This window comes from Arsenophonus endosymbiont of Aphis craccivora (assembly GCF_013460135.1).
Lineage (GTDB): Bacteria > Pseudomonadota > Gammaproteobacteria > Enterobacterales > Enterobacteriaceae > Arsenophonus > Arsenophonus nilaparvatae.
In genome coordinates this window covers 1,123,254-1,149,328 of sequence record NZ_CP038155.1, presented here as the reverse complement: position 1 = coordinate 1,149,328, position 26,075 = coordinate 1,123,254, and the positions used below count along the sequence as shown (strand labels likewise).

At 39.3% G+C, this 26,075-nt stretch carries 18 protein-coding genes, 2 rRNA genes and 6 pseudogenes; 15 read left to right on the top strand and 11 right to left on the bottom strand.

Annotation, left to right across the window (positions count from 1 at the left end):
• Nucleotides 1-300 precede the first annotated feature (300 nt).
• The 3 genes and pseudogenes from E3U36_RS06070 to E3U36_RS06060 all read left to right on the top strand — a co-directional run.
• Nucleotides 301-3,204 (top strand): 23S ribosomal RNA (locus E3U36_RS06070).
• A gap of 154 nt (nt 3,205-3,358) precedes the next feature.
• Nucleotides 3,359-3,474: ribosomal RNA gene (gene rrf, locus E3U36_RS06065) — 5S ribosomal RNA — on the top strand.
• Between the two features lie 387 nt (nt 3,475-3,861).
• Nucleotides 3,862-4,716, top strand: a pseudogene (locus tag E3U36_RS06060) (malate synthase); the annotation flags it as partial.
• A gap of 56 nt (nt 4,717-4,772) precedes the next feature.
• Here E3U36_RS06060 and E3U36_RS06055 read toward each other — a convergent pair.
• Nucleotides 4,773-5,696 carry an IS5 family transposase gene (locus E3U36_RS06055; protein ID WP_180817435.1) on the bottom strand — a complete coding sequence of 308 codons (924 nt, stop codon included), beginning with the start codon at nt 5,694-5,696 and terminating at the stop codon, nt 4,773-4,775.
• A gap of 351 nt (nt 5,697-6,047) precedes the next feature.
• Here E3U36_RS06055 and E3U36_RS06050 point away from each other — a divergent pair, with 351 nt between their 5' ends.
• The 3 genes from E3U36_RS06050 to E3U36_RS06040 are packed head-to-tail and all read left to right on the top strand — an operon-like array spanning nt 6,048 to nt 7,388.
• On the top strand, nt 6,048-6,197 hold the full coding sequence (locus E3U36_RS06050; protein ID WP_180817434.1) for a hypothetical protein: 150 nt from the start codon (nt 6,048-6,050) through the stop codon (nt 6,195-6,197).
• A gap of 16 nt (nt 6,198-6,213) precedes the next feature.
• Nucleotides 6,214-6,858 (top strand): tetratricopeptide repeat protein, encoded by a 645-nt coding sequence (locus E3U36_RS06045; protein WP_180817433.1) that lies wholly within the window; start codon nt 6,214-6,216, stop codon nt 6,856-6,858.
• Entirely contained in the window at nt 6,849-7,388 is a 540-nt protein-coding gene (locus tag E3U36_RS06040) for a tetratricopeptide repeat protein (RefSeq protein ID WP_180817432.1), read from the top strand. Before E3U36_RS06045 ends, E3U36_RS06040 begins: the two co-directional genes overlap by 10 nt.
• A gap of 74 nt (nt 7,389-7,462) precedes the next feature.
• Here E3U36_RS06040 and lysC read toward each other — a convergent pair whose 3' ends face one another.
• Nucleotides 7,463-8,842, bottom strand: coding sequence for a lysine-sensitive aspartokinase 3 (gene lysC / locus E3U36_RS06035; protein ID WP_180817431.1), 1,380 nt, complete (start codon nt 8,840-8,842; stop codon nt 7,463-7,465).
• Between the two features lie 267 nt (nt 8,843-9,109).
• Here lysC and pgi point away from each other — a divergent pair, with 267 nt between their 5' ends.
• From pgi to ubiA, 3 genes and pseudogenes are all read left to right on the top strand, one after another.
• Nucleotides 9,110-10,759, top strand: coding sequence for a glucose-6-phosphate isomerase (pgi, locus tag E3U36_RS06030; protein ID WP_180817430.1), 1,650 nt, complete (start codon nt 9,110-9,112; stop codon nt 10,757-10,759).
• A gap of 212 nt (nt 10,760-10,971) precedes the next feature.
• Nucleotides 10,972-11,502 (top strand): annotated as a pseudogene (gene ubiC, locus E3U36_RS06025) (chorismate lyase).
• A gap of 34 nt (nt 11,503-11,536) precedes the next feature.
• Nucleotides 11,537-12,391: a 4-hydroxybenzoate octaprenyltransferase gene (gene ubiA, locus E3U36_RS06020; protein ID WP_180817429.1), complete on the top strand. Its 855-nt coding sequence runs from the start codon at nt 11,537-11,539 to the stop codon at nt 12,389-12,391.
• Between the two features lie 93 nt (nt 12,392-12,484).
• Here the strand turns inward: ubiA and plsB are convergent, their stop codons facing one another.
• Entirely contained in the window at nt 12,485-14,935 is a 2,451-nt protein-coding gene (gene plsB / locus E3U36_RS06015; protein ID WP_180817428.1) for a glycerol-3-phosphate 1-O-acyltransferase PlsB, read from the bottom strand.
• A 153-nt stretch (nt 14,936-15,088) separates the two neighbouring features.
• Between plsB and E3U36_RS06010 the strand changes: the two genes are divergently transcribed.
• Nucleotides 15,089-15,433 carry a diacylglycerol kinase gene (locus E3U36_RS06010; RefSeq protein ID WP_238337548.1) on the top strand — a complete coding sequence of 115 codons (345 nt, stop codon included), beginning with the start codon at nt 15,089-15,091 and terminating at the stop codon, nt 15,431-15,433.
• A gap of 101 nt (nt 15,434-15,534) precedes the next feature.
• Nucleotides 15,535-16,149 (top strand): transcriptional repressor LexA, encoded by a 615-nt coding sequence (gene lexA, locus E3U36_RS06005; RefSeq protein WP_180817427.1) that lies wholly within the window; start codon nt 15,535-15,537, stop codon nt 16,147-16,149.
• A 204-nt stretch (nt 16,150-16,353) separates the two neighbouring features.
• Here the strand turns inward: lexA and zur are convergent, their stop codons facing one another.
• Entirely contained in the window at nt 16,354-16,824 is a 471-nt protein-coding gene (zur, locus tag E3U36_RS06000; RefSeq protein WP_180817426.1) for a zinc uptake transcriptional repressor Zur, read from the bottom strand.
• Nucleotides 16,825-17,207: 383 nt separating this feature from the next.
• Between zur and gntK the strand changes: the two are divergent.
• Both gntK and E3U36_RS05990 read left to right on the top strand, forming a co-directional pair.
• Nucleotides 17,208-17,749, top strand: a pseudogene (gene gntK / locus E3U36_RS05995) (gluconokinase).
• Nucleotides 17,746-17,979: pseudogene (locus E3U36_RS05990) on the top strand (GntT/GntP/DsdX family permease); the annotation flags it as partial. The pseudogenes gntK and E3U36_RS05990, both read left to right, overlap by 4 nt.
• A gap of 6 nt (nt 17,980-17,985) precedes the next feature.
• Here the strand turns inward: E3U36_RS05990 and E3U36_RS05985 are convergent.
• The 4 genes and pseudogenes from E3U36_RS05985 to E3U36_RS12960 all read right to left on the bottom strand — a co-directional run bounded on the left by E3U36_RS05985 (nt 17,986) and on the right by E3U36_RS12960 (nt 21,650).
• Nucleotides 17,986-18,540, bottom strand: coding sequence for a protein bax (locus E3U36_RS05985; protein ID WP_439647284.1), 555 nt, complete (start codon nt 18,538-18,540; stop codon nt 17,986-17,988).
• A gap of 485 nt (nt 18,541-19,025) precedes the next feature.
• A pseudogene (locus E3U36_RS05980) lies at nt 19,026-20,054 on the bottom strand (DUF4056 domain-containing protein).
• Nucleotides 20,055-20,190: 136 nt separating this feature from the next.
• The gene (locus E3U36_RS05975) at nt 20,191-21,000 is read right to left on the bottom strand and encodes a hypothetical protein (RefSeq protein ID WP_439647283.1); all 810 of its coding nucleotides are present in this window, start codon (nt 20,998-21,000) and stop codon (nt 20,191-20,193) included.
• A 527-nt stretch (nt 21,001-21,527) separates the two neighbouring features.
• Nucleotides 21,528-21,650 (bottom strand): hypothetical protein, encoded by a 123-nt coding sequence (locus tag E3U36_RS12960; RefSeq protein WP_255479094.1) that lies wholly within the window; start codon nt 21,648-21,650, stop codon nt 21,528-21,530.
• Between E3U36_RS12960 and E3U36_RS05970 the strand changes: the two genes are divergently transcribed.
• Nucleotides 21,644-22,567 (top strand): IS5 family transposase, encoded by a 924-nt coding sequence (locus E3U36_RS05970; RefSeq protein ID WP_180817424.1) that lies wholly within the window; start codon nt 21,644-21,646, stop codon nt 22,565-22,567. The two genes, E3U36_RS12960 and E3U36_RS05970, sit on opposite strands and share 7 nt — an antisense overlap.
• Nucleotides 22,568-22,587: 20 nt before the next feature.
• Nucleotides 22,588-23,120, top strand: a pseudogene (pagP, locus tag E3U36_RS05965) (lipid IV(A) palmitoyltransferase PagP).
• 58 nt (nt 23,121-23,178) lie between these two features.
• Here pagP and E3U36_RS05960 read toward each other — a convergent pair.
• The 3 genes from E3U36_RS05960 to E3U36_RS05950 form a co-directional block, all read right to left on the bottom strand.
• A complete protein-coding gene (locus E3U36_RS05960; RefSeq protein ID WP_180817423.1) occupies nt 23,179-24,540 on the bottom strand; it encodes an amino acid permease in 1,362 nt (453 codons plus the stop codon).
• A 149-nt stretch (nt 24,541-24,689) separates the two neighbouring features.
• Nucleotides 24,690-24,842: a PhoP/PhoQ regulatory lipoprotein MgrB gene (gene mgrB / locus E3U36_RS05955; RefSeq protein WP_180817422.1), complete on the bottom strand. Its 153-nt coding sequence runs from the start codon at nt 24,840-24,842 to the stop codon at nt 24,690-24,692.
• A gap of 222 nt (nt 24,843-25,064) precedes the next feature.
• The gene (locus E3U36_RS05950) at nt 25,065-25,988 is read right to left on the bottom strand and encodes an IS5 family transposase (RefSeq protein ID WP_180817421.1); all 924 of its coding nucleotides are present in this window, start codon (nt 25,986-25,988) and stop codon (nt 25,065-25,067) included.
• Nucleotides 25,989-26,075: the final 87 nt, after the last annotated feature.

The window sequence follows — 26,075 nt, the reverse complement described above, 5'->3', positions numbered from 1 at the left end:
GCAGGCTGGCAACAGTATGCTGCGAATAATTATGCTCTTTAACAATCTGGAACAAGCTGAAAATTGAAACACACATTATTAAAAAAATAGTGTGGAGAACTCTCAAAACTCCAATCAGTTGGGTTTTTGTTGTCATGATGAAGAGTTATGAGCGAGCAGTCAGCAATTCGAGGCGGCCAGCGCACAGCAAGCGCAGCGTACTAAAGTACGTGAGCATTGCGCGCAATGCCCAACACAGAATTGGTGGACGCTCATCCATAACCCAACAAAAAGACAGTAGAAGACCCCTTCGGGTTGTGAGGTTAAGCGAATGAAGCGTACACGGTGGATGCCTAGGCAGTCAGAGGCGATGAAGGACGTGCTAATCTGCGAAAAGCGTCGGTAAGCTGATATGAAGCGTATTAGCCGGCGATGTCCGAATGGGGAAACCCAGTGCATTAATGCACTATCGTTTGATGAATTCATAGTCAAACGAGGCGAACCGGGGGAACTGAAACATCTCAGTATCCCGAGGAAAAGAAATCAACCGAGATTCCCCCAGTAGCGGCGAGCGAACGGGGAGCAGCCCAGAGTCAACATCAATATTTACCGCAGGAGAAGGGTCTGGAAAGGCCAGCAATAAAGGGTGATAGCCCCGTATCTGAAACGGTAAGTGTTGTGAACTCGAAGAGTAAGGCGGGACACGTGTTATCCTGTCTGAATATGGGGGGACCATCCTCCAAGGCTAAATACTACTGACTGACCGATAGTAAACCAGTACCGTGAGGGAAAGGCGAAAAGAACCCCGGCGAGGGGAGTGAAATAGAACCTGAAACCGTGTACGTACAAGCAGTGGGAGCACCCGACAGGGTGTGACTGCGTACCTTTTGTATAATGGGTCAGCGACTTATATTCTGTAGCAAGGTTAACCGTATAGGGGAGCCGTAGGGAAACCGAGTCTGAACTGGGCGTTAAGTTGCAGGGTATAGACCCGAAACCCGGTGATCTAGCCATGGGCAGGTTGAAGGTTGGGTAACACTAACTGGAGGACCGAACCGACTAATGTTGAAAAATTAGCGGATGACTTGTGGCTGGGGGTGAAAGGCCAATCAAACCGGGAGATAGCTGGTTCTCCCCGAAAGCTATTTAGGTAGCGCCTCGTGCATTCATCTTCGGGGGTAGAGCACTGTTTCGGCTAGGGGGTCATCCCGACTTACCAACCCGATGCAAACTACGAATACCGAAGAATGTTATCACGGGAGACATACGGCGGGTGCTAACGTCCGTCGTGAAGAGGGAAACAACCCAGACCGCCAGCTAAGGTCCCGAAGTCATGGTTAAGTGGGAAACGAAGTGGGAAGGCTTAGACAGCCAGGATGTTGGCTTAGAAGCAGCCATCATTTAAAGAAAGCGTAATAGCTCACTGGTCGAGTCGGCCTGCACGGAAGATGTAACGGGGCTAAACCATGCACCGAAGCTGCGGCAGCGACATTTAGATGTTGTTGGGTAGGGGAGCGTTCTGTAAGCCGTAGAAGGTGGACTGAGAGGTCTGCTGGAGGTATCAGAAGTGCGAATGCTGACATAAGTAACGATAAAGCGGGTAAAAAACCCGCTCGCCGAAAGACCAAGGTTTCCTGTCCAACGTTAATCGGGGCAGGGTAAGTCGACCCCTAAGGCGAGGCTGAAAAGCGTAGTCGATGGGAAACGGGTTAATATTCCCGTACTAATGGTTACTGCGAAGGGGGGACGGAGAAGGCTAGGCTATCCGGGCGACGGTTGTCCCGGTTTAAGCGAGTAGGTGGGTAGTGCAGGCAAATCCGCACTGCTACAACACTGAGACGTGATGACGAGCCACCAAGGTGGTGAAGTAGTTGATGCCCAGCTTCCAGGAAAAGCCTCTAAGCGATAGGTAATCATTAATCGTACCCAAAACCGACACAGGTGGTTAGGTAGAGAATACTCAGGCGCTTGAGAGAACTCGGGTGAAGGAACTAGGCAAAATGGTGCCGTAACTTCGGGAGAAGGCACGCTGGCATTAGGTGAAGGGTCTAGCATCCGGAGCTGAAGCCAGTCGAAGATACCAGCTGGCTGCAACTGTTTATTAAAAACACAGCACTGTGCAAACACGAAAGTGGACGTATACGGTGTGACGCCTGCCCGGTGCTGGAAGGTTAATTGATGGGGTAAGCAGTAAGGCGAAGCTCTTGATCGAAGCCCCAGTAAACGGCGGCCGTAACTATAACGGTCCTAAGGTAGCGAAATTCCTTGTCGGGTAAGTTCCGACCTGCACGAATGGCGTAATGATGGCCAGGCTGTCTCCACCCGAGACTCAGTGAAATTGAACTCGCTGTGAAGATGCAGTGTACCCGCGGCAAGACGGAAAGACCCCGTGAACCTTTACTATAGCTTGACACTGAACATTGAGCCTTGATGTGTAGGATAGGTGGGAGGCTTTGAAGTGTGGACGGCAGTCTGCATGGAGCCAACGTTGAAATACCACCCTTTAATGTTTGATGTTCTAACTTAGGCCCGTAATCCGGGCTGAGGACAGTGTCTGGTGGGTAGTTTGACTGGGGCGGTCTCCTCCCAAAGCGTAACGGAGGAGCACGAAGGTTGGCTAATCACGGTCGGACATCGTGAGGTTAGTGCAAAGACATAAGCCAGCTTGACTGCGAGCGTGACGGCGCGAGCAGGTACGAAAGTAGGTCTTAGTGATCCGGTGGTTCTGAATGGAAGGGCCATCGCTCAACGGATAAAAGGTACTCCGGGGATAACAGGCTGATACCGCCCAAGAGTTCATATCGACGGCGGTGTTTGGCACCTCGATGTCGGCTCATCACATCCTGGGGCTGAAGTAGGTCCCAAGGGTATGGCTGTTCGCCATTTAAAGTGGTACGCGAGCTGGGTTTAGAACGTCGTGAGACAGTTCGGTCCCTATCTGTCGTGGGCGAAGGAAGATTGAGGGGGGCTGCTCCTAGTACGAGAGGACCGGAGTGGACGCACCACTGGTGTACAGGTTGTCATGCCAATGGCATCGCCTGGTAGCTAAGTGCGGAAGAGATAACCGCTGAAAGCATCTAAGCGGGAAACTGGCCTCAAGATGAGTCTTCCCTGACAGTAATGTCCTATAAGGGGTGTTCGAGACGAGGACGTAGATAGGCTGGATGTGTAAGCGTAGCGATACGTTGAGCTAACCAGTACTAATGACCCGAGAGGCTTAACCTGACAACACCGAAGGTGTTTTGAGAGAGAGAATTTTAGCTTGTTTTGAGATTGAATCTGGTCGGATTTTGCTGAAGGCCGAGGTATGTTCGCTACTGAGGTAGGTGAGCAGACTATAAGGCAGCGAAATAAGACGGGATAAATAGAAAAGAATTTGTCTGGCGGTAATAGCGCGGTGGTCCCACCTGACCCCATGCCGAACTCAGAAGTGAAATGCCGTAGCGCCGATGGTAGTGTGGGGTATCCCCATGTGAGAGTAGGGAGCTGCCAGACTTTAATTATGTTAAGAAAGCCACCCCAGGGTGGCTTTTTGACGTTTGGCTAGTTATATCGTAAAACGGTTTAGTTTATTTATTGTAAAATTTTATTTATAAATTTTTTGATTTGCTATGAATCGAGAAAAAAGAAAAAAACTAGGCTAGAATGTTTTTCCCCTTATTTCTTCTTGTAATATTACATTTAATCAATTAAATGCATATTTATATAACAAATATGCAACATTTTCGTTGTCTTAAATTAAGTTAATTATCGTTATTATATTTGAAATAAATTCTTTATTTTCAATAAAATAACTTTTTTTGGAAAATGGAAGGATTTTTGATTTTTGCTGATTTTGAGATAGTCTTTAGCAAGTGTACCTTATATTAAAGGAGATGCTCCATGGATCAGCAGACAGTGATCAATGAATTAACTTTTTTGCAACCGTTTGGCGCACCAGAAAAGCAACTTTTGACACCAGCTGCAATTGATTTTTTAACAGATTTAGTTGAGCAGTTTGCTGGACCTTGTGATGTTTTACTTAATGCTAGAGTTGAGCGACAGTTGCAGATTGATCAAGGTATTTTACCTGATTTTATGCCAGAAACGATTTCAATTAGGAAGGATGATTGGAAAATACAAGGTATTCCTGCAGATTTACTTGATCGTCGAGTTGAAATAACCGGTCCAGTAGAACGTAAAATGATTATTAATGCTTTGAATGCTAATGTAAAAGTCTTTATGGCTGATTTTGATGACTCACTTTCACCTGCTTGGGAAAAATTGATTGAAGTACACATTAATTTACGTGATGCGGTTAATGGCACTATTTCATTTATTAATAAGCAAGGCAAAGTTTATCAATTAAAGTCTGATCCGGCTGTTTTGATGGTTCGTGTGCGAGGCTTACATTTACCTGAAAAACATATTTTATATCGAGGAAAAGCAATTCCAGGGGCATTATTGGATTTTGCACTTTATTTCTTTCATAACTATAAAAAGCTATTGGAAAAAGGGAGTGGCCCTTATTTTTATATTCCCAAATTAGAATCTTATAAAGAGGATCAATGGTGGAATGAAGTATTTAGCTATACCGAAGAGCGATACGGATTATCCATTGGTACAATTAAAGCAACTGTACTTATTGAGACACTACCAGCTGTCTTTCAGATGGACGAAATTCTTTATTATCTGCGTAATCATATTGTTGGGCTTAATTGTGGTCGTTGGGATTATATTTTTAGTTATATTAAAACGGGCTTTGTTGAATAAATCAGAATTAGCCGACAGGATGGCTCCCTCTGCTACAGCTGTTATCCGATCCTGACGCTGTGTGGCATACCCAACAACGTCATACGGTTCAGCGCTTTGACCATCGCCATTGCTTCACCTACCTGAGCCTCATAGTCACGCAGCCTCAGATGGCCACCCAGCAAAGTTTTTATGCGGAACATCGCTGTTTCTGCCACTGAACGCCGGTGATAACCCACTTTCTTTTTCCACATATCATTACTCCTGCTCAGACGCTGATTCGCCACCGCATGGTTACGTTCATGGTACTTGTCCGGCCAGTATTTCGCTCCGTTTCGCGGCGGGATAAGGGGCCTGATTTTCTTTCTTAGCAACGCGTCGTGGCAGTAACAGGCGTCATAAGCACCGTCTGCTGACACTTCCCTGATTTTCCGGTGGGTTTGGTTAATCAGGCCCGGCAGTGCCTGCGCATCTGTCGTTCCGCTGAGCGATAAGTCGGCACAGATAATCTCATGAGTCACACTGTCTGCTGCCAGATGAAGCTTGCGCCACACTCTTCGTCTGTCAGCCCCATGCTGCCTAACTTTCCATTCACCTTCGCCAAAGACCTTCAGACCGGTACTGTCGATGACCAGATGCGAGATTTCACCACGCGTTGGCGTTTTTATGCTGATGTTGACGCTCTTTGCTCGTCTGCTGACCAGCGAGTAGTCCGGACAGCACAGCGGCAAAGACATGAGTTTAAAAATCGAATCAACGAAGCCCTGTAATGCCCGGAGCGACAGATTAAACACACGCTTCATCATCAGGACAGTGGTAACAGCCATATCGCTGTAGTAAAGCGGCCGGCCACGACCTTCAGGCGAAGAACTGTCAGTCCATCCAGCGATGGCCGACTCATCAAGCCAGACCGTCAGGGAACCGCGTTGTCTGAGTGCCTTGTTGTACGCGGGCCAGTTGGTAATTTTAAACTTTTGCTTTGCCATGGGGACCTGATGTTGAAACGAATTTAGCGATCAGCTCCGCCAATCACCTAAAAGTTCGATTTATTCAACAAAGCCTTTAAAAATGTAAAAATATTATTAACATTCTCTGTTTTATAATATAGTTTTCTTCCTAGTGTTTTGGGTTCAAGTTAATATTTGGATAGTAGACTAAATGAAAAAAAATTATTTATAACTTGGTTGATATTATTGAATTTTCCAATGGCAAACAGCGATGTCTTGCCACAAATTGACATGAATATATCAAATAATACGCAATCGGTTGAACAATAAAAAAACGATTCGTTTAGCCAACAATTAAAAAAAGCATCTCAAGGTGAGATGAATGCCATAATGCATGTTGCGATAACTTATCTTTATGGCTCAAAAGATATACAAGAAGACGTTGGAAAAGCCAATTTTTGGTTTGAAAAAGCGATTGTAAAAGGCAATAGCGATGCCTTTTATTATATGGGCGTGATTAATCAAAGAAAAAAATTATAAAGCTGCGGTAATCTGGTTGCAGCGTGGCGCAAACAAAGGTGATCCTTACGCTCAATCTGGTTTGGGTTATATGTATAGCGTTGGGTTAGGGGTTGATAAAGACTATAAACAAGCGAAAAATTGGTATGACAAAGCCGCTTTGCAGCAGGAAGCTTATGCTCAGTTTGTTTTGGGATATTTATACCAGAATGGGTTTGGTGTTAATCAAGACTATCAGAAATCAAGAGAGTTGTATGAGAAAAGTGCTGATTTAGGTGATTTAGGTGATTTAGGTGATTTAGGTGATTTAGGTGATTTAGGTGATTTAGGTGATTTAGGTGATTTAGGTGATTTAGGTGATTTAGGTGATTTAGGTGATTTAGGTGCATTGAATAATTTAGCGCAGATTTATGAGAAAGGTTATAGCGTTAAGAAAAATCCGGCTTATGCCATTGAATTGTATCGGTGCGCAGCATATAATGGTGATGCTATTGCGCAATATAATATGGGATTTATTTATGATGATGGTAAATATTTAGAGAAAAATAATTATCAGGTTTTTTATTGGTACAAACGAGCCGCAGAGCAAGGACATGTTGATGCACAGTATCGTCTTGCCGAATTTTATCAACATGGCTATGGAGTTGAGCAGAATGCTATTATAGCCAGGCAGTGGTATTAGCGGATGCTGGCTATGCTGATGCAAGTATGAAAGTTGCTTATTATTATGAAAAAGGCATCAGTATAAAAAAAGATCTTACTAAGGCTGCGGAATTGTATCGGATCATGGCAAATAGAGGTGAAGCTGAAGCGCAATACCGACTGGCAAAAATCTATTTGGCTGGTCAAGGTATTAATAAGCAACCTAAAAAAGCATTTAGCTTAATGCAGAAAGCCGCGCAGAAAATACAACAAGCAAAAAACCAGTTGGGACTTTTTTATTTATATGGCATAGGCACTGAAAAAAATCCACAAAAAGCTAGTGAACTGTTTTTGTCTTCGGTTTATAAACAAGAAACCGATGCACAAAATAATTTAGCGGTATTATATGCCACAGGCGAGGGTATAAAGAAAAATATTTTCCGTGCCATTATGTGGTTTGCAACTGCGGCAAAACTTAATAATAGTCTTGCGAAAGAAAATCTTACACGATTACAAACCAGCTTGGTTGTGAAGCCGACAGATTTGAAATTATCAAAAAAATATGACTAAAACTTTGCATTGGTAAAAATAAGTCTCACTGCGTCATTTAGCATTAGTCATTTTAAGCGGTAATTATATTTCGGTTATTCAAAAAGATTTTTATGCAGTATTTGGATAATCGTCTCAGCTTCTTTATCAGAGACCAGTAGACAAATATTATGACTACTGGCTCCGTAACATATCATACGGATATTATGAGTTGCTAGCGCGCTAAAAATGTGACTTCCCAGACCATCTATTTGCGATAAGTTATTACCAATAATGGCAACTAGTGCTAACCCCTCCTCAACATCTACACGACATAATTTGGCTAATTCTGTCATTAAAGTGTCAGTTAATAGGTTTCTTTTGGTAGTGGTAGAGCCGGTTGTATCCAAGGTTAAAGCAATGCTAACTTCGGATGTAGTAATGAGGTCGACAGAAATATGATGTTGTGATAATAGTGTGAATACCTCAGCAAGAAATCCGCGAGCGGGAAGCATATTTAGACTATGCAAAGTGAGAAGCGTCTGTTTTCTCCTTATGGTCAGCGCTCGAAATTGAGGTAATTTCTTGGTGCTGGCGCAGATATAGGTGCCACTCTTTTCTGGTATTTGGCTTGAACCAACAAATACGGGAATGCCTGCTCGGATAGCGGGTAATAATGTTGCTGAATGTAATATTTTAGCGCCGAATACAGCCATTTCTGCGGCTTCATTAAAAGTGATAGCGCTAATCGATTTGGCACTAGCAACAATACGAGGATCGGTCGTATAGATACCGGCAACATCTGTCCAGATATCAACCTGGTCAAAGGATAACGCTTCAGCAATCAGCGCAGCGGTGTAATCGCTACCTCCTCGCCCCAATGTTGTTGTGCGACCGGCTTCATCCTGACCAATAAAACCTTGAGTTACAATCAGGTTTTCTTGCAGTTTAGGTAGTAGATATTTATTAGCTAGTCGCTTTAATTGTTGCTGATTGGGTTCGGCTTTACCAAATTTATCATTGGTCTGCATAATATTACGAACATCAAACCAGGTTGCGATCACCCCCCGTTGTCGTAGGATTTCGACAAATAAGTAGCTTGACATTAGTTCACCATAACTGACAATTTCATCAATGTGTGGTGCGGTAAGGGGTTGTTGGGTCGTGACTGCGGATAAAGCAGTAAGTCTTGCCAGTAAGTGATCAATTATTGGTTGAATGCTAAAAGGGTTGTCTAGACAATTGATTATCGTGTATTGGTGCTGACGAATTTGTTTTAATAGCGCCTTACGTCTATTGTCATTACACGTCTCAGTAAGTTTGATCAGCAGATTGGTAATGCCTGATGAAGCTGAAAGCACAACAATTCGCACATTTTTATTAGCAATAACGATATCCGCGCTTTTATACATGGTCTTAAAATTAGCGACACTGGTGCCACCAAATTTGGCAATATGAAATTTTTTATTTGCAGAGGCGGTAGACACTGCACTCATAATACTATCTCCATGTATTTGAAAGGTGAACAAGTAATCTACCATTATCGAGTTATTGTCTGAAGGTCAATTTATTTTTAGCGAAATCAATAATTTTTATAATTACCAAAAAATTATTGATTTTATCAATATTCGATCAATTGAACAGATACGATTAAATTGGCCAGTGGAAGGCATTAAAAGAAGTTAAATTGGTGGGGAGAATGAGTTACTATCCAATCATTGGTAGTTGTAAATCTGAGTTGAAGAAAGATAGAGAGTATTTCAATGGAAAACATTAATCCAAGTTTAACCGCAGCATGGCACGAATTAGAACAACATTATCAATCAGTAAAAGATATCCATCTGCGTGATCTTTTTGCTAATGATGCTGATCGTTTTGCTAATTTTTCACTCACTTTTAATGAACAGATCTTGGTTGATTTTTCTAAAAATCGAATAACTGAAAATACCTTGCTTAAATTACTAGATTTAGCAAAAGAGACAAAGCTAAGCGCCGCAATTAACAGCATGTTTTCTGGAGAGAAAATTAATAGAACAGAAGATAGAGCTGTTTTGCATATTGCTTTACGTAATCGTAGCAATAGTCCGATAAAGCTTGATGGTGTTGATATTATGCCACAAGTTAATGCTGTGATAGACAAAATGCGTTGTTTCAGTGAACGAGTCATTAATGGTGATTGGAAAGGTTATACCGGCCAGGCAATAACAGATGTTGTTAATATTGGTATTGGAGGCTCTGATCTTGGGCCATATATGGTAACCGAAGCACTCAGGCCTTACAAAAACCATTTAAATATGCATTTTGTTTCCAATATAGATGGCAGCCATATTGCTGAAACATTGCAAAAAATTAAACCTGAAACAACATTATTTTTGATTGCCTCTAAAACTTTTACCACCCAGGAGACAATGACTAATGCTCATACAGCCAGAAAATGGTTTTTAGCTGCTGCCGCGGATGAAACACAGATTGCCAAACATTTTGTCGCTTTATCAACCAATGAGCAACAAGTGGCCAAATTTGGCATCGATACACAAAATATGTTCGAATTCTGGGATTGGGTTGGCGGTCGTTATTCATTGTGTTCAGCTATTGGCCTGTCGATTGTTTTATCCATCGGATTTAATAATTTTGAACAATTACTAAGTGGTGCTCATGCAATGGATCAACATTTTGCACAGACACCTTTTGAGCATAATATTCCGGTGATATTGGCGTTAATCGGGATTTGGTATAATAATTTTTTTGCTACTGAGACTGAAGCCATTTTACCTTATGATCAATATTTACATCGATTTGCGGCTTATTTTCAACAAGGCAACATGGAATCAAATGGCAAGTATGTTGATCGTAATGGCGAAAAAGTGAATTATCAAACTGGGCCCATTATTTGGGGTGAACCAGGTACTAATGGTCAGCATGCATTTTATCAATTAATCCATCAGGGTACCAAACTTATCCCTTGTGATTTCATTGCACCAGCGATAAGCCATAATCCATTAAGTGATCACCATAATAAATTAATGTCTAATTTTTTTGCCCAAACAGAAGCGTTAGCATTTGGTAAAAATCGGCTTGAAGTGGACGAAGAATTTAAAGCGGCAGGTCAAGATCCGGCTAAAATGGCTAATGTGGCACTTTATAAAGTTTTCCAAGGTAATCGCCCAACTAACTCTATCCTTGTTGATCAAATTGCGCCATATACGCTAGGCGCTTTGATTGCGATGTATGAACACAAGATTTTTGTGCAAGGTGCTATATTGAATATTTTTAGTTTTGACCAATGGGGGGTCGAACTTGGTAAGCAATTAGCTGGTCGCATTTTGCCCGAGCTGGCAACTGAAGATCAAATTAACAGCCATGACACCTCTACCAATGGCTTGATTAATTGTTTTAAAAGCTGGCGACAATAATTTTATCACCAAAGCTTGTAACAGCAGGTTTTGGTGACAATGAATAACCTGCCAGATAGATCACTTCTTGCTAATATAAAGATTGCAAAATTAATAAAAATTTTGCAATCAGAGATAACTTTTTATACAAATTAGCAGATCCTATCATTCTATTCATTATTAGCATGCTATCTTGTATTTTAAATCTCAATATAGAGTGAGAGAAGTATTCTATGGGCGTAACTGTAAAGATAAGCCATATCAATCAGTCACTTTTCTGCAATCAACCGATTCATTGGTTTTCGACGCAATAAGTTACCGTACAGAATCCAATATATAATTGGTTAACCGAATTAGGTTCAATGACTGAGCGTCTTGCGCGTTATTGCCAGCAAGTCACCGTAAAACTGTATCAAGAAGGTTTTATTCTGTTAGATAGTCAGTACGAAGAAGCTAAACTTTTGCCTAATAGTCAACGTTATTGGTTACGTGAAGTGGTGCTTTTGGGCGATGGTTGTCCATGGTTATATGGGCGGACGGTTATTCCAGAAGAGACATTAACTGGCCATGAAAGTGAGCTAATAAATTTAGGCAGTGTGCCATTGGGAAAATACCTATTTAGTGGAAATAATTTGACTCGTGATTATATTAATCTAGGTATACAGAATAATTGTTGGGTAAGGCGTTCATTGTTAAGATTATCGGCTAAATCTTTATTATTAACAGAACTTTTTTTGCCAGATTCACCTATCTATACAAAATAATAGGGAGATAAATAGATTGGCAGGGCAAACAACGTTGAAATTGAATAAATGGCGCGCCTATTTTCGTTTAATGCGAATTGATAAACCGATAGGTATTTTATTATTACTATGTCCTACTTATTGGGCATTATGGTTAGCAAGCCGGGGGTTACCAGATCTTTTTATTTTATTAGTTTTTACTGCGGGTGTTTTTTTGATGCGTGCAGCTGGTTGTGTTATCAATGATTTTGCGGATCGAAAATTTGATGGTTATGTTGCAAGAACCAAGGAACGTCCCCTGCCAAATGGTGATGTAACAGAAAAAGAAGCTAAGACACTATTTTTTTCATTGATCGTCATCGCTTTTATATTAGTGTTGACCTTAAATAAAATGGCAATTTGGTTATCGGTGATTGGGTTGCTATTAGCTTGGATTTATCCATTTATCAAACGATTTAGCCATTTTCCGCAGATTGTATTGGGTGCTGCGTTTGGTTGGTCAATTCCAATGGCATATGCAGCAGTTAGTGAGTCCTTACCTTTAGAATGTTGGTTATTATTTCTGGTTAATATTATTTGGTCTATTGTTTATGATACCCAGTATGCGATGGTTGATCGCAATGATGATATAAAAATTGGTGTAAAATCAACCGCAATTATTTTTGCCGGTTTTGATAAATTAATTATTGGCATTTTACAATTAGCTATGGTGCTGGTGTTATTTTATATAGGGCAACTGCTAGATTTGGGTGGGTTTTATTTTGTTAGTTTGATATTGGTATTAGGCTTATTTACCTATCAACAAAAACTAATAGCCAATCGACAACCAATATTATTTTTTAAAGCATTTATGAATAACAAGTATGTGGGGTTGGTTTTATTTATTGGCATCTTATTAAATTATTTTTAATTATAAAGGATAATCTCGAATGATTATCCTTTATAATGTTGGTCGATTTTAGTCTAAATCCGTTTTACGTTACTATACTAATATAAAGATGATTTATTTAGGTAATGGCTTTTCAGTAACGTGTTTGACACTATCAATAGTTAAGCACACTTCTGGAGATATTAATTTAGCGATAATACGATAAAGCCGTTGTGCATTGGCGATGATAATCGTATCTTCTTCTCTATTAATATAACCTTCCTGCTTTAATGTATTTACCAGTGTGGAGAAAACCGCCTTATCAAAGAATTCAGGCGCGTTGATACCATGTAGTACAGATAGACGTTGAGCAAGAATACGGCTCTCTTTTTCTAATATTCCTCGGCTAATTTCAGGTATCGTACTCAGTAGTGAAAGTGTAATTGCATAGCGTTGTAGAGTTTCTTTGATACCAGCAGCTAAAAGCTGAAGAGGGCGAATACGAGCTGGATTGATAGTTACAACACCCTGTACTGTTAATAATATTAGTTGTGGACGCGCCAATTCATTCAGCAGAATATCGATATATTCAGGTAATTCTTCTATGCTATAGCGCATGAACAGTTCTGCTTTTAAGAATGGATAAATGAGTGCAATTTGATCACCAATTTCCTGGCGTTGAACACTTTCATTATGTAATACGATATTGGCTACCAAAGAAGGCAAAACCAACAAATGCATAATATTATTTCGATAATAAGTCATCAAGACAGCATTTTCTCGAGGTAATACTACAATATCGCCCATGCTGTCATGCTCGACTTCAAACTTATCCAATTGCAAGGCGTCTTCTAATAGTTGCTCAGCAGTTTTGCTGGGTGTCGTGCTATCATCGCTATAAGGCACATTTCTTAATAGTTGGAGGTAACATTCGATTTGTTCAATTAATTGTTCACGGGTTAATGCACGTTGGCGAGAAGCTAACAAAGCAGTTGAACATAAATTGACTGCATTAGCCGCAGCAGCGTTGTTAATTCTAACCATGATTTTATGAGCTAACCGAGTCACGGTTGAATTTAACCAAGTTGGACGCTGGGGCTCAATAGCATCGATAGATTGACGCCACTCGGGAACATGTTTGTTTAAATATTGAGTTAGTGCAATCGGTTGACCAAAGTTAACATAACCTTGCCCTAGTTTACGTAATTTGCGTAGACCTTTTAACATTGCGAAAAACCCTTCTTTCTCTTTTGCCGCCCCTTTTAGTTCCTTAGCGTAGGTCGCAACTTCTAATACATGTTCATAACCTATGTAGATTGGAACAATGGTAATTGGACGTGAATCACCTCGTAGCATTGCTTGCAGGGTCATTGACAGCGTACCAGTCTTTGGTTCCAGTAGTCGGCCTGTTCGAGAGCGGCCACCTTCAACAAAATATTCAATTGAGTAACCACGCGCAAATAATTCGCTGAGATATTCACGAAATATGGTCGAGTAAAGTTTATTGCCTTTGAAAGAGCGACGAATGAAAAAAGCACCTAAGTGACGAAAAATTGGCCCAGCCGGCCAAAAATTAAGGTTGATACCTGCAGCGATATGAGGCGGAACTAAACCTTGATGATAAAGCACATAAGATAATAATAGATAATCCATGTGACTACGATGAGAAGGAATATAGACAATTTCATGACCATCTTGTGCTAATTGGCGCACACGTTCGGCGTGTTGCACATTAATTCCTTGATAGAGTCGATTCCATGTCCAACTAAGTACGCGGTCAGTAATGCGGATCGCTTCATAGGAAAAATTAGCGGCAATTTCTTCCATCATGGCAATCGCATTATGTTTTGCCTTCTCAAGGGATATTTTTTTTGCTTTAGCTTCATCTTCAACTGCTTTTTCTATCGCTTTTGAAGTTAACAGTTTATTGAATAGATCGTGGCGTACAGGGAGTTTGGGGCCAACCGCAGCTAATCGTTGCCGTGAATAGTGAATTCGAGCTACTCGGGCAAGTTTATTGGCGATAATTGTATCAGTACCATATTCGCCAGCCATTTGGCGTAAAGAGACAGTGGGAGAAAAACGAACAAAACTGTCACGTCCTAACCAGATAACGGCAAAGAATTTTTGGATACCATTCAGTAAACGTAACGGAGGCGCTGGCGAGTGGCCTTCTCGACCAGGCGCTCGACCGAACATTACTGATACGGGTAGCATCTGAATGTGTAGCTCGGGATTATGGCAATGAAGATCAAGATAAGCAGTAAATGTTTTTACTGAATCTTTACGTGGATCTGGCGAATAATAACGAAATACACGCGGGCCATCATCGATAAAGACATAGGCAGGTAATTTAATTTCGTCTATTTCAATCGGATCGAGTGGATCAGGTAAGCCAATAGAACAACATTGTTGCCGTAAGGTCAATAAATCTGTTTTAGAATGATAAGGTAATACATATAGAAAAGGATGTGTCGTATCAAGACGCAATTCTTTAATTGGATCTGCTGGTATGAGCTTACTTTTTACCAACAATTTCATTGGTAAATCTAATAGATTATAGTAAATTGTACGCCAAAATGACATAGATGAGCGATAACCTCTTGTTTGAATCCTACCAAAGCATATCAGAAATAGTAATTAATATCTGTTTAAAAGATAATAATTATATTAAATCCCACATTTATCTAAACCTAGAGAGTAAATTTTATGGCAAATTAAACAACCGGCTTAACCCGAATTATTAAAGCAACTAGTTATTCGCTGAAAGGGTTAAGAGCAGCCTGGAAGCGTGAAGCCGCTTTTAGACAAGAAGCAATTATGGTGATTATTGCCATTATTGTGGCTTTTTTACTTGATGTGCAATGGATTGAACGGTTATTACTTATTAGCTCAATGGTATTGATAGCTATTGTTGAATTATTAAATAGTGCGATTGAAGCAGTGGTTTATCGAATTTGTACAGAATTGCATGAGCTTTCTGCTAAAGCGAAAGATATCGGCTCGGCGGCGGTTTTTATTGCAATTTGTTTAGCAATTTTTATTTGGTCAGTTGTAATTGGTAATCATTATTTCGTGAGCTAGTTATAAAAAATAGGGTTTTACACATTTATTGATTTTAAATCTTAATATACCTGTATATACTTACAGTTACAATGTGTGGATGCGAATAAATAGGGGGCGAAATGAAAGAATTAACGTTGAGGCAGCAGCAGGTCTATGATCTAGTGCGTGAACACATTTCGCAAACGGGTATGCCGCCGACACGCGCTGAAATTGCATCAAGTTTAGGTTTTCGTTCACCAAATGCAGCAGAGGAACACTTAAAGGCGTTGGTGCGAAAAGGAGTGATAGAAATTGTTTCTGGTGCGTCTCGCGGTATCCGGCTACTGCAAGAAGAACATGAGGATGAAGGATTACTACTTATTGGTCGGGTGGCGGCAGGAGAACCCTTACTTGCTCAAGAACATATCGAGAGTCATTATCGGATTGATGCTACTATTTTTAGACCTAGTGCTGATTTTTTATTGCGTGTTAATGGCATGTCCATGAAAAATATTGGAATTATTGATGGGGATTTACTTGCTGTACATAAAACCCAGCAGGTACATAATGGACAAATCGTTGTAGCGCGGATTGATGATGAAGTGACGGTTAAACGCTTCAAGCAAGTGGGTAGTAAAGTTGAATTAATTGCTGAAAATCGTGAATTTGAGCCAATTATTGTGGATTTGCGGACACAAACCTTAACTATTGAAGGACTAGCTGTTGGTATTATTCGTAGTAGTAACTCATTTTAGTCAAACTTTTTGCGCTTTTATCTCTAATTAATTTTTTAAGTAAATTCAGCTTAATTTATTGAATATAATATTATTTCCTAGTTTGTTTGATTTTTTGATTGATGGGTATTAAGCAAACTATTTTTAAATTTTTATTGCTTTTTTAATAAATGCCGGTTGTATGAGCCGCCGGCTTTTATATCACTATTTAAGCCTAATAATACCTTAGCTTTGACACTGTTTTTTCTCAATTTTGTTGCAGGGTAAACATAACCCATGGCTTTCAACAACGGTATGGGACAACTGGAAACCAGTCTGTTTGGCTAATTTTAAAATAGCAGTTTCTACCGCTTGGCCATTACTTTCGGCAACACTACCGCAATTATCACAAATTAGCATAACTGAGGTATGTTTAGGATCCTCAAAATGATGACAAATAACATAGCTATTTGTTGATTCTATCTTGTGTATAAAACCTTGTTCTAAGAGAAACTCCAGGCCACGATAAATAGTCGGCGGTTTAGCTTGAGGTTCAGAAAGTATAAGTAAATCAAGCAAATCATAAGCACTAATAGCACAAGGTTGGGCTGCTATAAGGCTTAATACCTCTTCTCTTTGGGGTGTTAAACGTACATTACGCGCTTGGCATATTTTTTTTGCCTGGGACAGTATTTTTTCCTGATCTTGCTTTGTCATGAATTATCCTAAGGTGAAGATCATTATAATAATGATATTATCATATTTATACTTTTTGATATCTACCATAGTTCTAAAATAAATAATATCTTTTACTATTTTGTAATAATTCTTTTTTATTTCCTGTTGCGATACACTGATACTTAATTGGAAAATGGAATAAATATTGAGTAGAAATTAAGATTATTAATTTTGATTATCTAGTGAATTAATAGAAGTTATTTCTATTTAAATTAAGGGTGATAAAATGGATAACAAATTTTACTTGCGCTCACGCCTCCCTCTTTACTGAGATTCTTATCACAATTCTATTATATTATTTTTTATAACTGAAAATTATCAGTAACATTTTATATATTGCTTGATTTTTAAAGGAGTTAATAATGCGTGAGAGTAAAAAAATACACCATGTTTTTATACTTATGGGGGTATCAGGTAGTGGTAAATCAGCAGTTGCGAGTGGGATCGCTCAAAAAATAGGAGCTGCGTTTTTAGATGGTGATTTTTTGCATCCATGTGCCAATATTAGAAAGATGTCGGATGGCTATGTGGTGAATGATTCTGATCGACTGCCTTGTCTTAAGGCATTGAGTAATGCTATTTTTGCTATGCAGAGAACAAATAAGGTTTCTTTGATTGTTTGTTCCGCGTTGAAAAAAAATATCGAGATATTTTAAGAGACGGAAACCAACATTTGTCATTTCTTTACCTTGCAGGAGACTTTAAATTAATAGAAGACCGATTAAAAAAGCGTAAAAATCATTTTTTCAAACCAAATATGTTGGTCTCGCAGTTTGATACTTTGGAAGTACCTAGTAATGATGAAAAAGATGTGTATGTCATCGATATTAAGCCACCATTAGCTGAAGTTATTGATAATACAGTAAAATTAATTGAGAAAATTATTACTAAAAAAAATAGATGAACACGCCTATACCTGAAACATTAAATATGCTTGTATTGACATTGACTGCCGCAGGGGCTGTCTTTTTATTGTTGTTTCTGGTTATGTATGCAAGATTACATGCGTTCATTGCGTTGATGGTGGTTTCTATTTTAGCAGGATTATTTTCTGGTATGCCGGTTAAAAAAATCATAGAAACAATGCAAGAAGGTATGGCAGGAACATTAGGATTTTTAGCAATTATTACAGCAAGTTGATTAAATATGCTTTGGCATATTTTGCTGAACTTGGGTGATTAACTCTTCGTTACTTGAGAACATATTTTGTAAATAACGATTATATTTATCTCCAAGTTGTGAGTAGTTTTTCAGATTATCAATTAATACACTGGTACTTAATGAATTCTGAGTACTACGCTGCTGTGCACGTGAATTGTGTAATAATTGATAGGCATTATTGGTATTCAAATTTCTTAAGTATGCATTGACAGATGCATCGACAGATGAATAAACCGCATAGCCTTTGATGGTACCTGGACTGTAGGTACATTTACGACCGCATTTCATGCCAAACAAATTATTATTTTTCTGGGCTAAGCCAGAAGCTCCCCACCCTGATTCTGTTGCTGCTTGGGTAACAACTAAGTGGGTAGGAATAATATCAACACGACTTAGCAACTTGTTCCAGTTTAAACTAACAGGTGAACTGCATGGTATATTATAACTGGTACAAATTTGATTTAATCGTTGTTTATCAGCAGCGTTCCAATTTTTATTGTAACGTTTGGATAATAACCACTGGCGATCTTGCATGATCTTGTAGTTGTACTTTTCAATTATTGGGACAATCGCGTTTTAAAAACGCTTTCTTGCGAGTAGCTCCTGATGGGTATTTTCGCATATCAGGCAGACGAGTTAGTTTTTTTGTCTGCACAGGTTTGTGATAATACTCTTTTAGAGACAAACTCATACTGGTTGATGAATAACTAAAACTAGTTGAAAACAATAACACCAAGAAAGCGAAGACGGCGTTAGTCCTCATCGTTCGAGAGGGCATGGCGCTTCTCCTCGTTTCAAGTTGAACAAAAATTGCACAAATCCTAGCAGATAAAGTTAACAAGTGCTACTTATTATTGGCTATTTATTAATTAAATGTTAGTTTAAATTTGTTAATTTTAATTAAAAAAACATTTATCATTATTTTACAATAAGTTATATTTATATCTATATTAATATGGTTAAATTTATTTAATTAATTACATATGGGATTACTATATTTTTAGCAAAAATTAATGATTTTATTGCTTCTTTAATTCCAAATTATCGCGAATTTCAGTAAATTTTGCTATTTGTGGAAAGTCTTCACGTGTCCAATAACCATTTTTAGCTGGTAAGGCAGTAGAATATTTTGTTGGCCACAGCTGTAGTTGCGCAAATTGGGATAGCTTATAGTGTTTATAATTCTGAGGAAGGGACAATTTGTGTCCGTGTTGGATATTTTTTGGCGGCATGACTGGCATACGTGTACTACTGGTTTCATAGTCTCGTTTTAGGACCAGAAATTTTTCAGGGACATTCATTTTGCTATTCCACCATTGATTATCTATTTGATCGAACATTTGTTTGGTTTCGTTTTTAGCGTAAGCGCCTAAGTCTTTTAATGATAATGATAATGGTAATGTTTTAGCCATGTCTACACTAAATTGAGTCACTCAACTGGCCTGACCTTGTAAAATCAATGTAAGGGCAATACGGGCACCTAACAGGTTGGAATAGAGATCTTCAGGAGAAAAAGCTGAAATACCTTCAGAAATACCAGGTACAGATTCATAGCAATAACTTTGAGCGATTTCGTGCCAGGCAGCTAATTCATCATCTAGTTGAATTTGATAATTTTCTCCTAGATGAGCAAAAATTTCAGTAAAAAGATATAGGGTATAATCTGCAGTATCTTTTACATGGGCAATGTCAATAAACCCGCCTTTTTCAGTATAAATAAGGCCTAATTTTTCTTTACTCAACCCGCTAAGTACTGTCAATGTTGCCCAAAAGCTATCATTATAATGATGTTCACCTAGTTTGTTAGCTTCAACAATATTATCAATTTGATAAAAAGGGATTGGTATTTGCCAAAGCTTAACTTTGAGATTATAACCAAAAGCACAACACGGTCTTAAGCCTTGCGGTGGTGCTATTGATTGCATAACAGGCCAAATCCTGTGGGCCTCTTCGTGAGTTTCTGTTGTGAGTACTGGTTCAATGGTTATTGAAGTTGCCGTATTTTCTTTGCAACTAATTAAGAAAAGGCAACGACTGAAGATCTTAATAAAAAATTTCAAATTCAACCTCCAGCCTTTCACATACTGTAATCCGTACCGTTTAGCTGAACTAACTTTTTTTAAAATTGATGGTATAGGCCAGAAGTACATAAATTAATCAACTTAATGGATAATGCTATTTTATTTAAAAACGTAATTCGCCCGAGATATAGAAACTATTGCGATTATTAAATCCCACTTCAGATAAAATATTAAAATTACGAGTAATTTCTATTCTAGCGCCTATCGTGCTATTCCATTTGTGTGCTAAATGTTGTTTAACATCAAATTTCATATTAGGATCATCAAGCAATTTGATTAATCCGGCGAATTCCTCAGGTAAATTCAGTTTATTAATATTACCTTTAAAGCGTTGAGTGATATCCTGATACATTGCACCTACCCACACTTGTACTTTGGTATTGCCTTGACCTGATAATAAGGGCTGAAAAGTAAACTCGTAACCGATGCGCGGAGTGATAACTAATGCACTGATCTCACCATCTAAAATATCAAGGTTTGTGCGCGTATAATTAGCATCTAAGGTAGCAAAGAATTGCTTATATCCACCGGCAAGAACAGCTCCACCACCGTAGGTTTTTCCTTCAAAATCTAATACGAAAGGCATATTTCGTGCGAAATCTAGTTCAGCGTCCCCGAAATAAACGCTAGCTAATTTGGTTTTCGAGGAACCCTTGGTTTTGCCATAAACGCCATAAATATTTAAAAAAGGAAATAGCCAAGTATCTAATTTTAACATATGCGATTCATTTTTCTCGCGGGTATGGCCGGCATCTATTATTACTCGGTTAGATAGTTGTGGGATTTTCGGTGAGATAAAATTAATTTTATCTACTACTACGTCCTGCCGTAAATTCATATAGCCGTAGCCAATACCAAATGGTTCAGGGAGAGCATAACCACGAGCACGAGCTTCATTACCCCAAATTGGCAAAATACGGGACCGCTGGCCGAGATAGATCGTCATCGCGTTGCTGTTGGTAAGAAGACTCATTTACCGTAATTGATAATAATGGCCGCTCTTGTGCAAAACCAGAATATGGAAGAGCAAAAGTTGTTATCAGTAACAATAATTTATATAGGTGAATAGATTTCATTGATTAAAAACACCATCTAATATGTAAAATACTTAAAAAAACAGAGTAAGCAAACGGAAATAGCTGACCTTGATTAAGCGAGTGATGTAGCTATGTTGTTATTTATTAAATATTTTTGTTAGTTACATTGCATATCCTGTAAATTTCTAGAAATATAAATTATTGTCGAATATTTATCAATTAGGGTTAGTTTTTGTAGTTAAAAGCATTTAGATTGTATTTTCAATATGGAGAATCAAAATATTTTATTTTATCATGAAAATCCTATTAATTTTTTTTGCGAAAAATATAATTCTGATTGAGTGGTTTTACTTATCTCAAAACTAACTTGAATTTACGATTATCGATTCTTTTAATTTTAATTTTAATTAGCTGAGATATATAAAACTTGTTTAAATGTGCGATGGCTTTGTTGAATAAATCGAACTTTTAGGTGATTGGCGGATCTGATCGCTAAATTCGTTTCAACATCAGGTCCCCATGGCAAAGCAAAAGTTTAAAATTACCAACTGGCCCGCGTACAACAAGGCACTCAGACAACGCGGTTCCCTGACGGTCTTGCTTGATGAGTCGGCCATCGCTGGATGGACTGACAGTTCTTCGCCTGAAGGTCGTGGCCGGCCGCTTTACTACAGCGATATGGCTGTTACCACTGTCCTGATGATGAAGCGTGTGTTTAACCTGTCGCTCCGGGCATTACAGGGCTTCGTTGATTCGATTTTTAAACTCATGTCTTTGCCGCTATGCTGTCCGGACTACTCGCTGGTCAGCAGACGAGCAAAGAGCGTCAACATCAGCATAAAAACGCCAACGCGTGGTGAAATCTCGCATCTGGTCATCGACAGTACCGGTCTGAAGGTCTTTGGCGAAGGTGAATGGAAAGTCAGGCAGCATGGGGCTGACAGACGAAGAGTGTGGCGCAAGCTTCATCTGGCAGCAGACAGTGTGACTCATGAGATTATCTGTGCCGACTTATCGCTCAGCGGAACGACAGATGCGCAGGCACTGCCGGGCCTGATTAACCAAAACCACCGGAAAATCAGGGAAGTGTCAGCAGACGGTGCTTATGACGCCTGTTACTGCCACGATGCGTTGCTAAGAAAGAAAATCAGGCCCCTTATCCCGCCGCGAAGCGGAGCGAAATACTGGCCTGACAAGTACCATGAACGTAACCATGCGGTGGCGAATCAGCGTCTGAGCAGGAGTAATGATATGTGGAAAAAGAAAGTGGGTTATCACCGGCGTTCAGTGGCAGAAACAGCGATGTTCCGCATAAAAACTTTGCTGGGTGGCCATCTGAGCCTGCGTGACTATGAGGCTCAGGTAGGTAAAGCAATGGCGATGGTCAAAGCGCTGAACCTTATGACGTTGTTGGGTATGCCACACAGCGTCAGGATCGGATAACAGGTGTAGCAGAGGGAGCCATCCTGTCGGCTAATTCTGATTTATTCAACAAAGCCACAAAAAGTAATAAACCTTTCTCTCTTAGCGAAAGATTCACTTATAATATTAATAAAACTTGGAATTCTAATCAGTACGAAATTTATCTACTTTTTTAATTTGGCATAATCGATTAACTTATGATAATAAAAAAATTTCTGGATATACTGAAACTCCTTGGGGATTAGGTATTGGAAAATACCGCTTTGATCAAAATAGAAATTGGCATTCTATCTATGCTATGGCTTTTGCTGATTCCCATAATAAAGTACAACCCATAGTCGGATATGGATTTCAAAAAATTTGGCGACCAAGTGAGCTTGATGAATTTCGTATAGGAGCAGGTTTTACACTAAGCGTTACGGCCAGAAATGAATATTGGTATATACCGATCCAATTACCACTTCCGATTGCTTCTATTGAATATAAACAATTCTCAATCCAAGCAACATATGTTCCTGGAACATATAATAACGGTAATGTATTTTTTGCTTGGATACGCTGGCAATGGCAATAAATTTTTAAGTGTTATACTTATACCCTAGTTTAAACCAGGGTAATTAGTGACTATTTTATCAATTTGCTCGATTTTGTTTTCTAAATTTTGTGAGTAAAAATCCTATCCATAAAAACAGAACCCAAAATGGCATAAGAATAACTGAAATACGAATTCCATCAGTCAGTAAAATGATAACCAAAATAAGAAACAAAAAAATTAAACAGAGATAATTACCAAATGGATACCATAATGCTTTGAATTTAGGTTTAATACCTTCTTTTATTTTTACCGCTCTAAATTTTAAATTAGATATACAAATCATAATCCAATTAATTACTAAGGTTGTCACAACCAATGACATTAGTAATTCTAGCGCTTTACCATCTAATAAATAATTAATTAAAATACCACCTGATGTTGCTAAAGCTGAAATAGCAATTGAGACAATAGGCACACCACGCTTAGTCACGATATTCAAAAAATGTGGGGCGTTACCTTGTTTTGCTAAACCATAAAGCATACGACTATTACTATATACTCCACTGTTATAAACTGATAATGCTGCAATTAAAACGACAATATTCAAAGAATTAGAAACAAATTTATCGCCTATGTCATGAAAAATAAGCACAAACGGGCTTTCACCACTAACTACATTTATCCAAGGATACAGTGAGAGCAATACAAATAAAGAACCAATATAAAAAATTAAAATACGATAAACAACTTGATTAGTCGCTTTAGGAATACTTTGCGTTGGATTTTCCGCTTCCTCCGCTGTTATGCCAACGAGCTCTAATCCACCAAAAGAAAACATAATAACTGCCATCGCCATTACCAATCCAGCAATCCCATTAGGAAAGAATCCTCCATATTGCCAAAGATTTGATACCGATGCTTGTGGGCCACCTTTTCCACTGATTAACAGATAGCAGCCAAAAATAATCATCGCAATAATTGCGAACACCTTGATTATTGCAAACCAAAATTCTGTTTCACCATATAAACGTACATTGGTCAAATTGATAAGATTGATAGCGATAAAAAAGATTGCAGCTGAAATCCAGGTTGGGATATCCCACCAATATTGGACATAAATACCTGCTGCAGTCAGCTCAGCCATACCAACCAAGATAAACATTGCCCAATAGTTCCAGCCAGATAAAAAACCAGCAAAAGGGCCCCAATATTTATAAGCAAAGTGACTAAAAGAACCAGCTACAGGTTCTTCGACAATCATCTCTCCTAATTGACGCATAATCAGGAAAGCAATAAATCCACCAATTGCATAACCTAATAAAACAGATGGCCCTGCCATGTTTATAGTTTGTGCAATTCCTAAAAAAAGGCCTGTTCCAACAGCCCCACCAAGTACAATCAATTGAATATGTCTGTTTTTTAACCCACGCTTAAGCGTTTGCCCAACTTCTTCCGCCATAATTAACCTTCATTTTATTCTAATTTCCTAATATTTTTATCGATGCAAGCCTTAATTAAAGCGCATGTCAAAACTGTTAATTAAAACATTAATTTTTCTTTAAGCCTATATTAAATCATTAAATAAGATTAAAACCCTATTAATTTTAGTTAAAATGGCAAATAACCAGTTATTTTAAAGATGCCGATGGTGAAATTCCCACCATTTTGATCCTGGTCACAAAAACTGTCTAATGCGACTAAATATAAAAATAAGCAGAGTAAAACGATCAGTGTCGCAATTACTATTTTTTTTATTTTCAATATCTAACCCTTTTCATATTTTTAATACCACATGATAAAAAACAATTAATATGTCACTGTATAAAAATCAAGTCACTTACTAAAGTAACCATAGCGTCATTGCTGAAATCAATAAAATCTTTTTATTAATTTATGCTACATGCTGTTTGTCAGTTAGCTGTAAAAGGGCTTTGTTGAATAAATCAGAATTAGCCGACAGGATGGCTCCCTCTGCTACACCTGTTATCCGATCCTGACGCTGTGTGGCATACCCAACAACGTCATACGGTTCAGCGCTTTGACCATCACCATTGCTTCACCTACCTGAGCCTCATAGTCACGCAGCCTCAGATGGCCACCCAGCAAAGTTTTTATGCGGAACATCGCTGTTTCTGCCACTGAACGCCGGTGATAACCCACTTTCTTTTTCCACATATCATTACTCCTGCTCAGACGCTGATTCGCCACCGTATGGTTACGTTCATGGTACTTGTCCGGCCAGTATTTCGCTCCGCTTCGCGGCGGGATAAGGGGCCTGATTTTCTTTCTTAGCAACGCATCGTGGCAGTAACAGGCGTCATAAGCACCGTCTGCTGACACTTCCCTGATTTTCCGGTGGGTTTGGTTAATCAGGCCCGGCAGTGCCTGCGCATCTGTCGTTCCGCTGAGCGATAAGTCGGCACAGATAATCTCATGAGTCACACTGTCTGCTGCCAGATGAAGCTTGCGCCACACTCTTCGTCTGTCAGCCCCATGCTGCCTGACTTTCCATTCACCTTCGCCAAAGACCTTCAGACCGGTACTGTCGATGACCAGATGCGAGATTTCACCACGCGTTGGCGTTTTTATGCTGATGTTGACGCTCTTTGCTCGTCTGCTGACCAGCGAGTAGTCCGGACAGCATAGCGGCAAAGACATGAGTTTAAAAATCGAATCAACGAAGCCCTGTAATGCCCGGAGCGACAGGTTAAACACACGCTTCATCATCAGGACAGTGGTAACAGTCATATCGCTGTAGTAAAGCGGCCGGCCACGACCTTCAGGCGAAGAACTGTCAGTCCATCCAGCGATGGCCGACTCATCAAGCAAGACCGTCAGGGAACCGCGTTGTCTGAGTGCCTTGTTGTACGCGGGCCAGTTGGTAATTTTAAACTTTTGCTTTGCCATGGGGACCTGATGTTGAAACGAATTTAGCGATCAGCTCCGCCAATCACCTAAAAGTTCGATTTATTCAACAAAGCCCTGTAAAAGTTA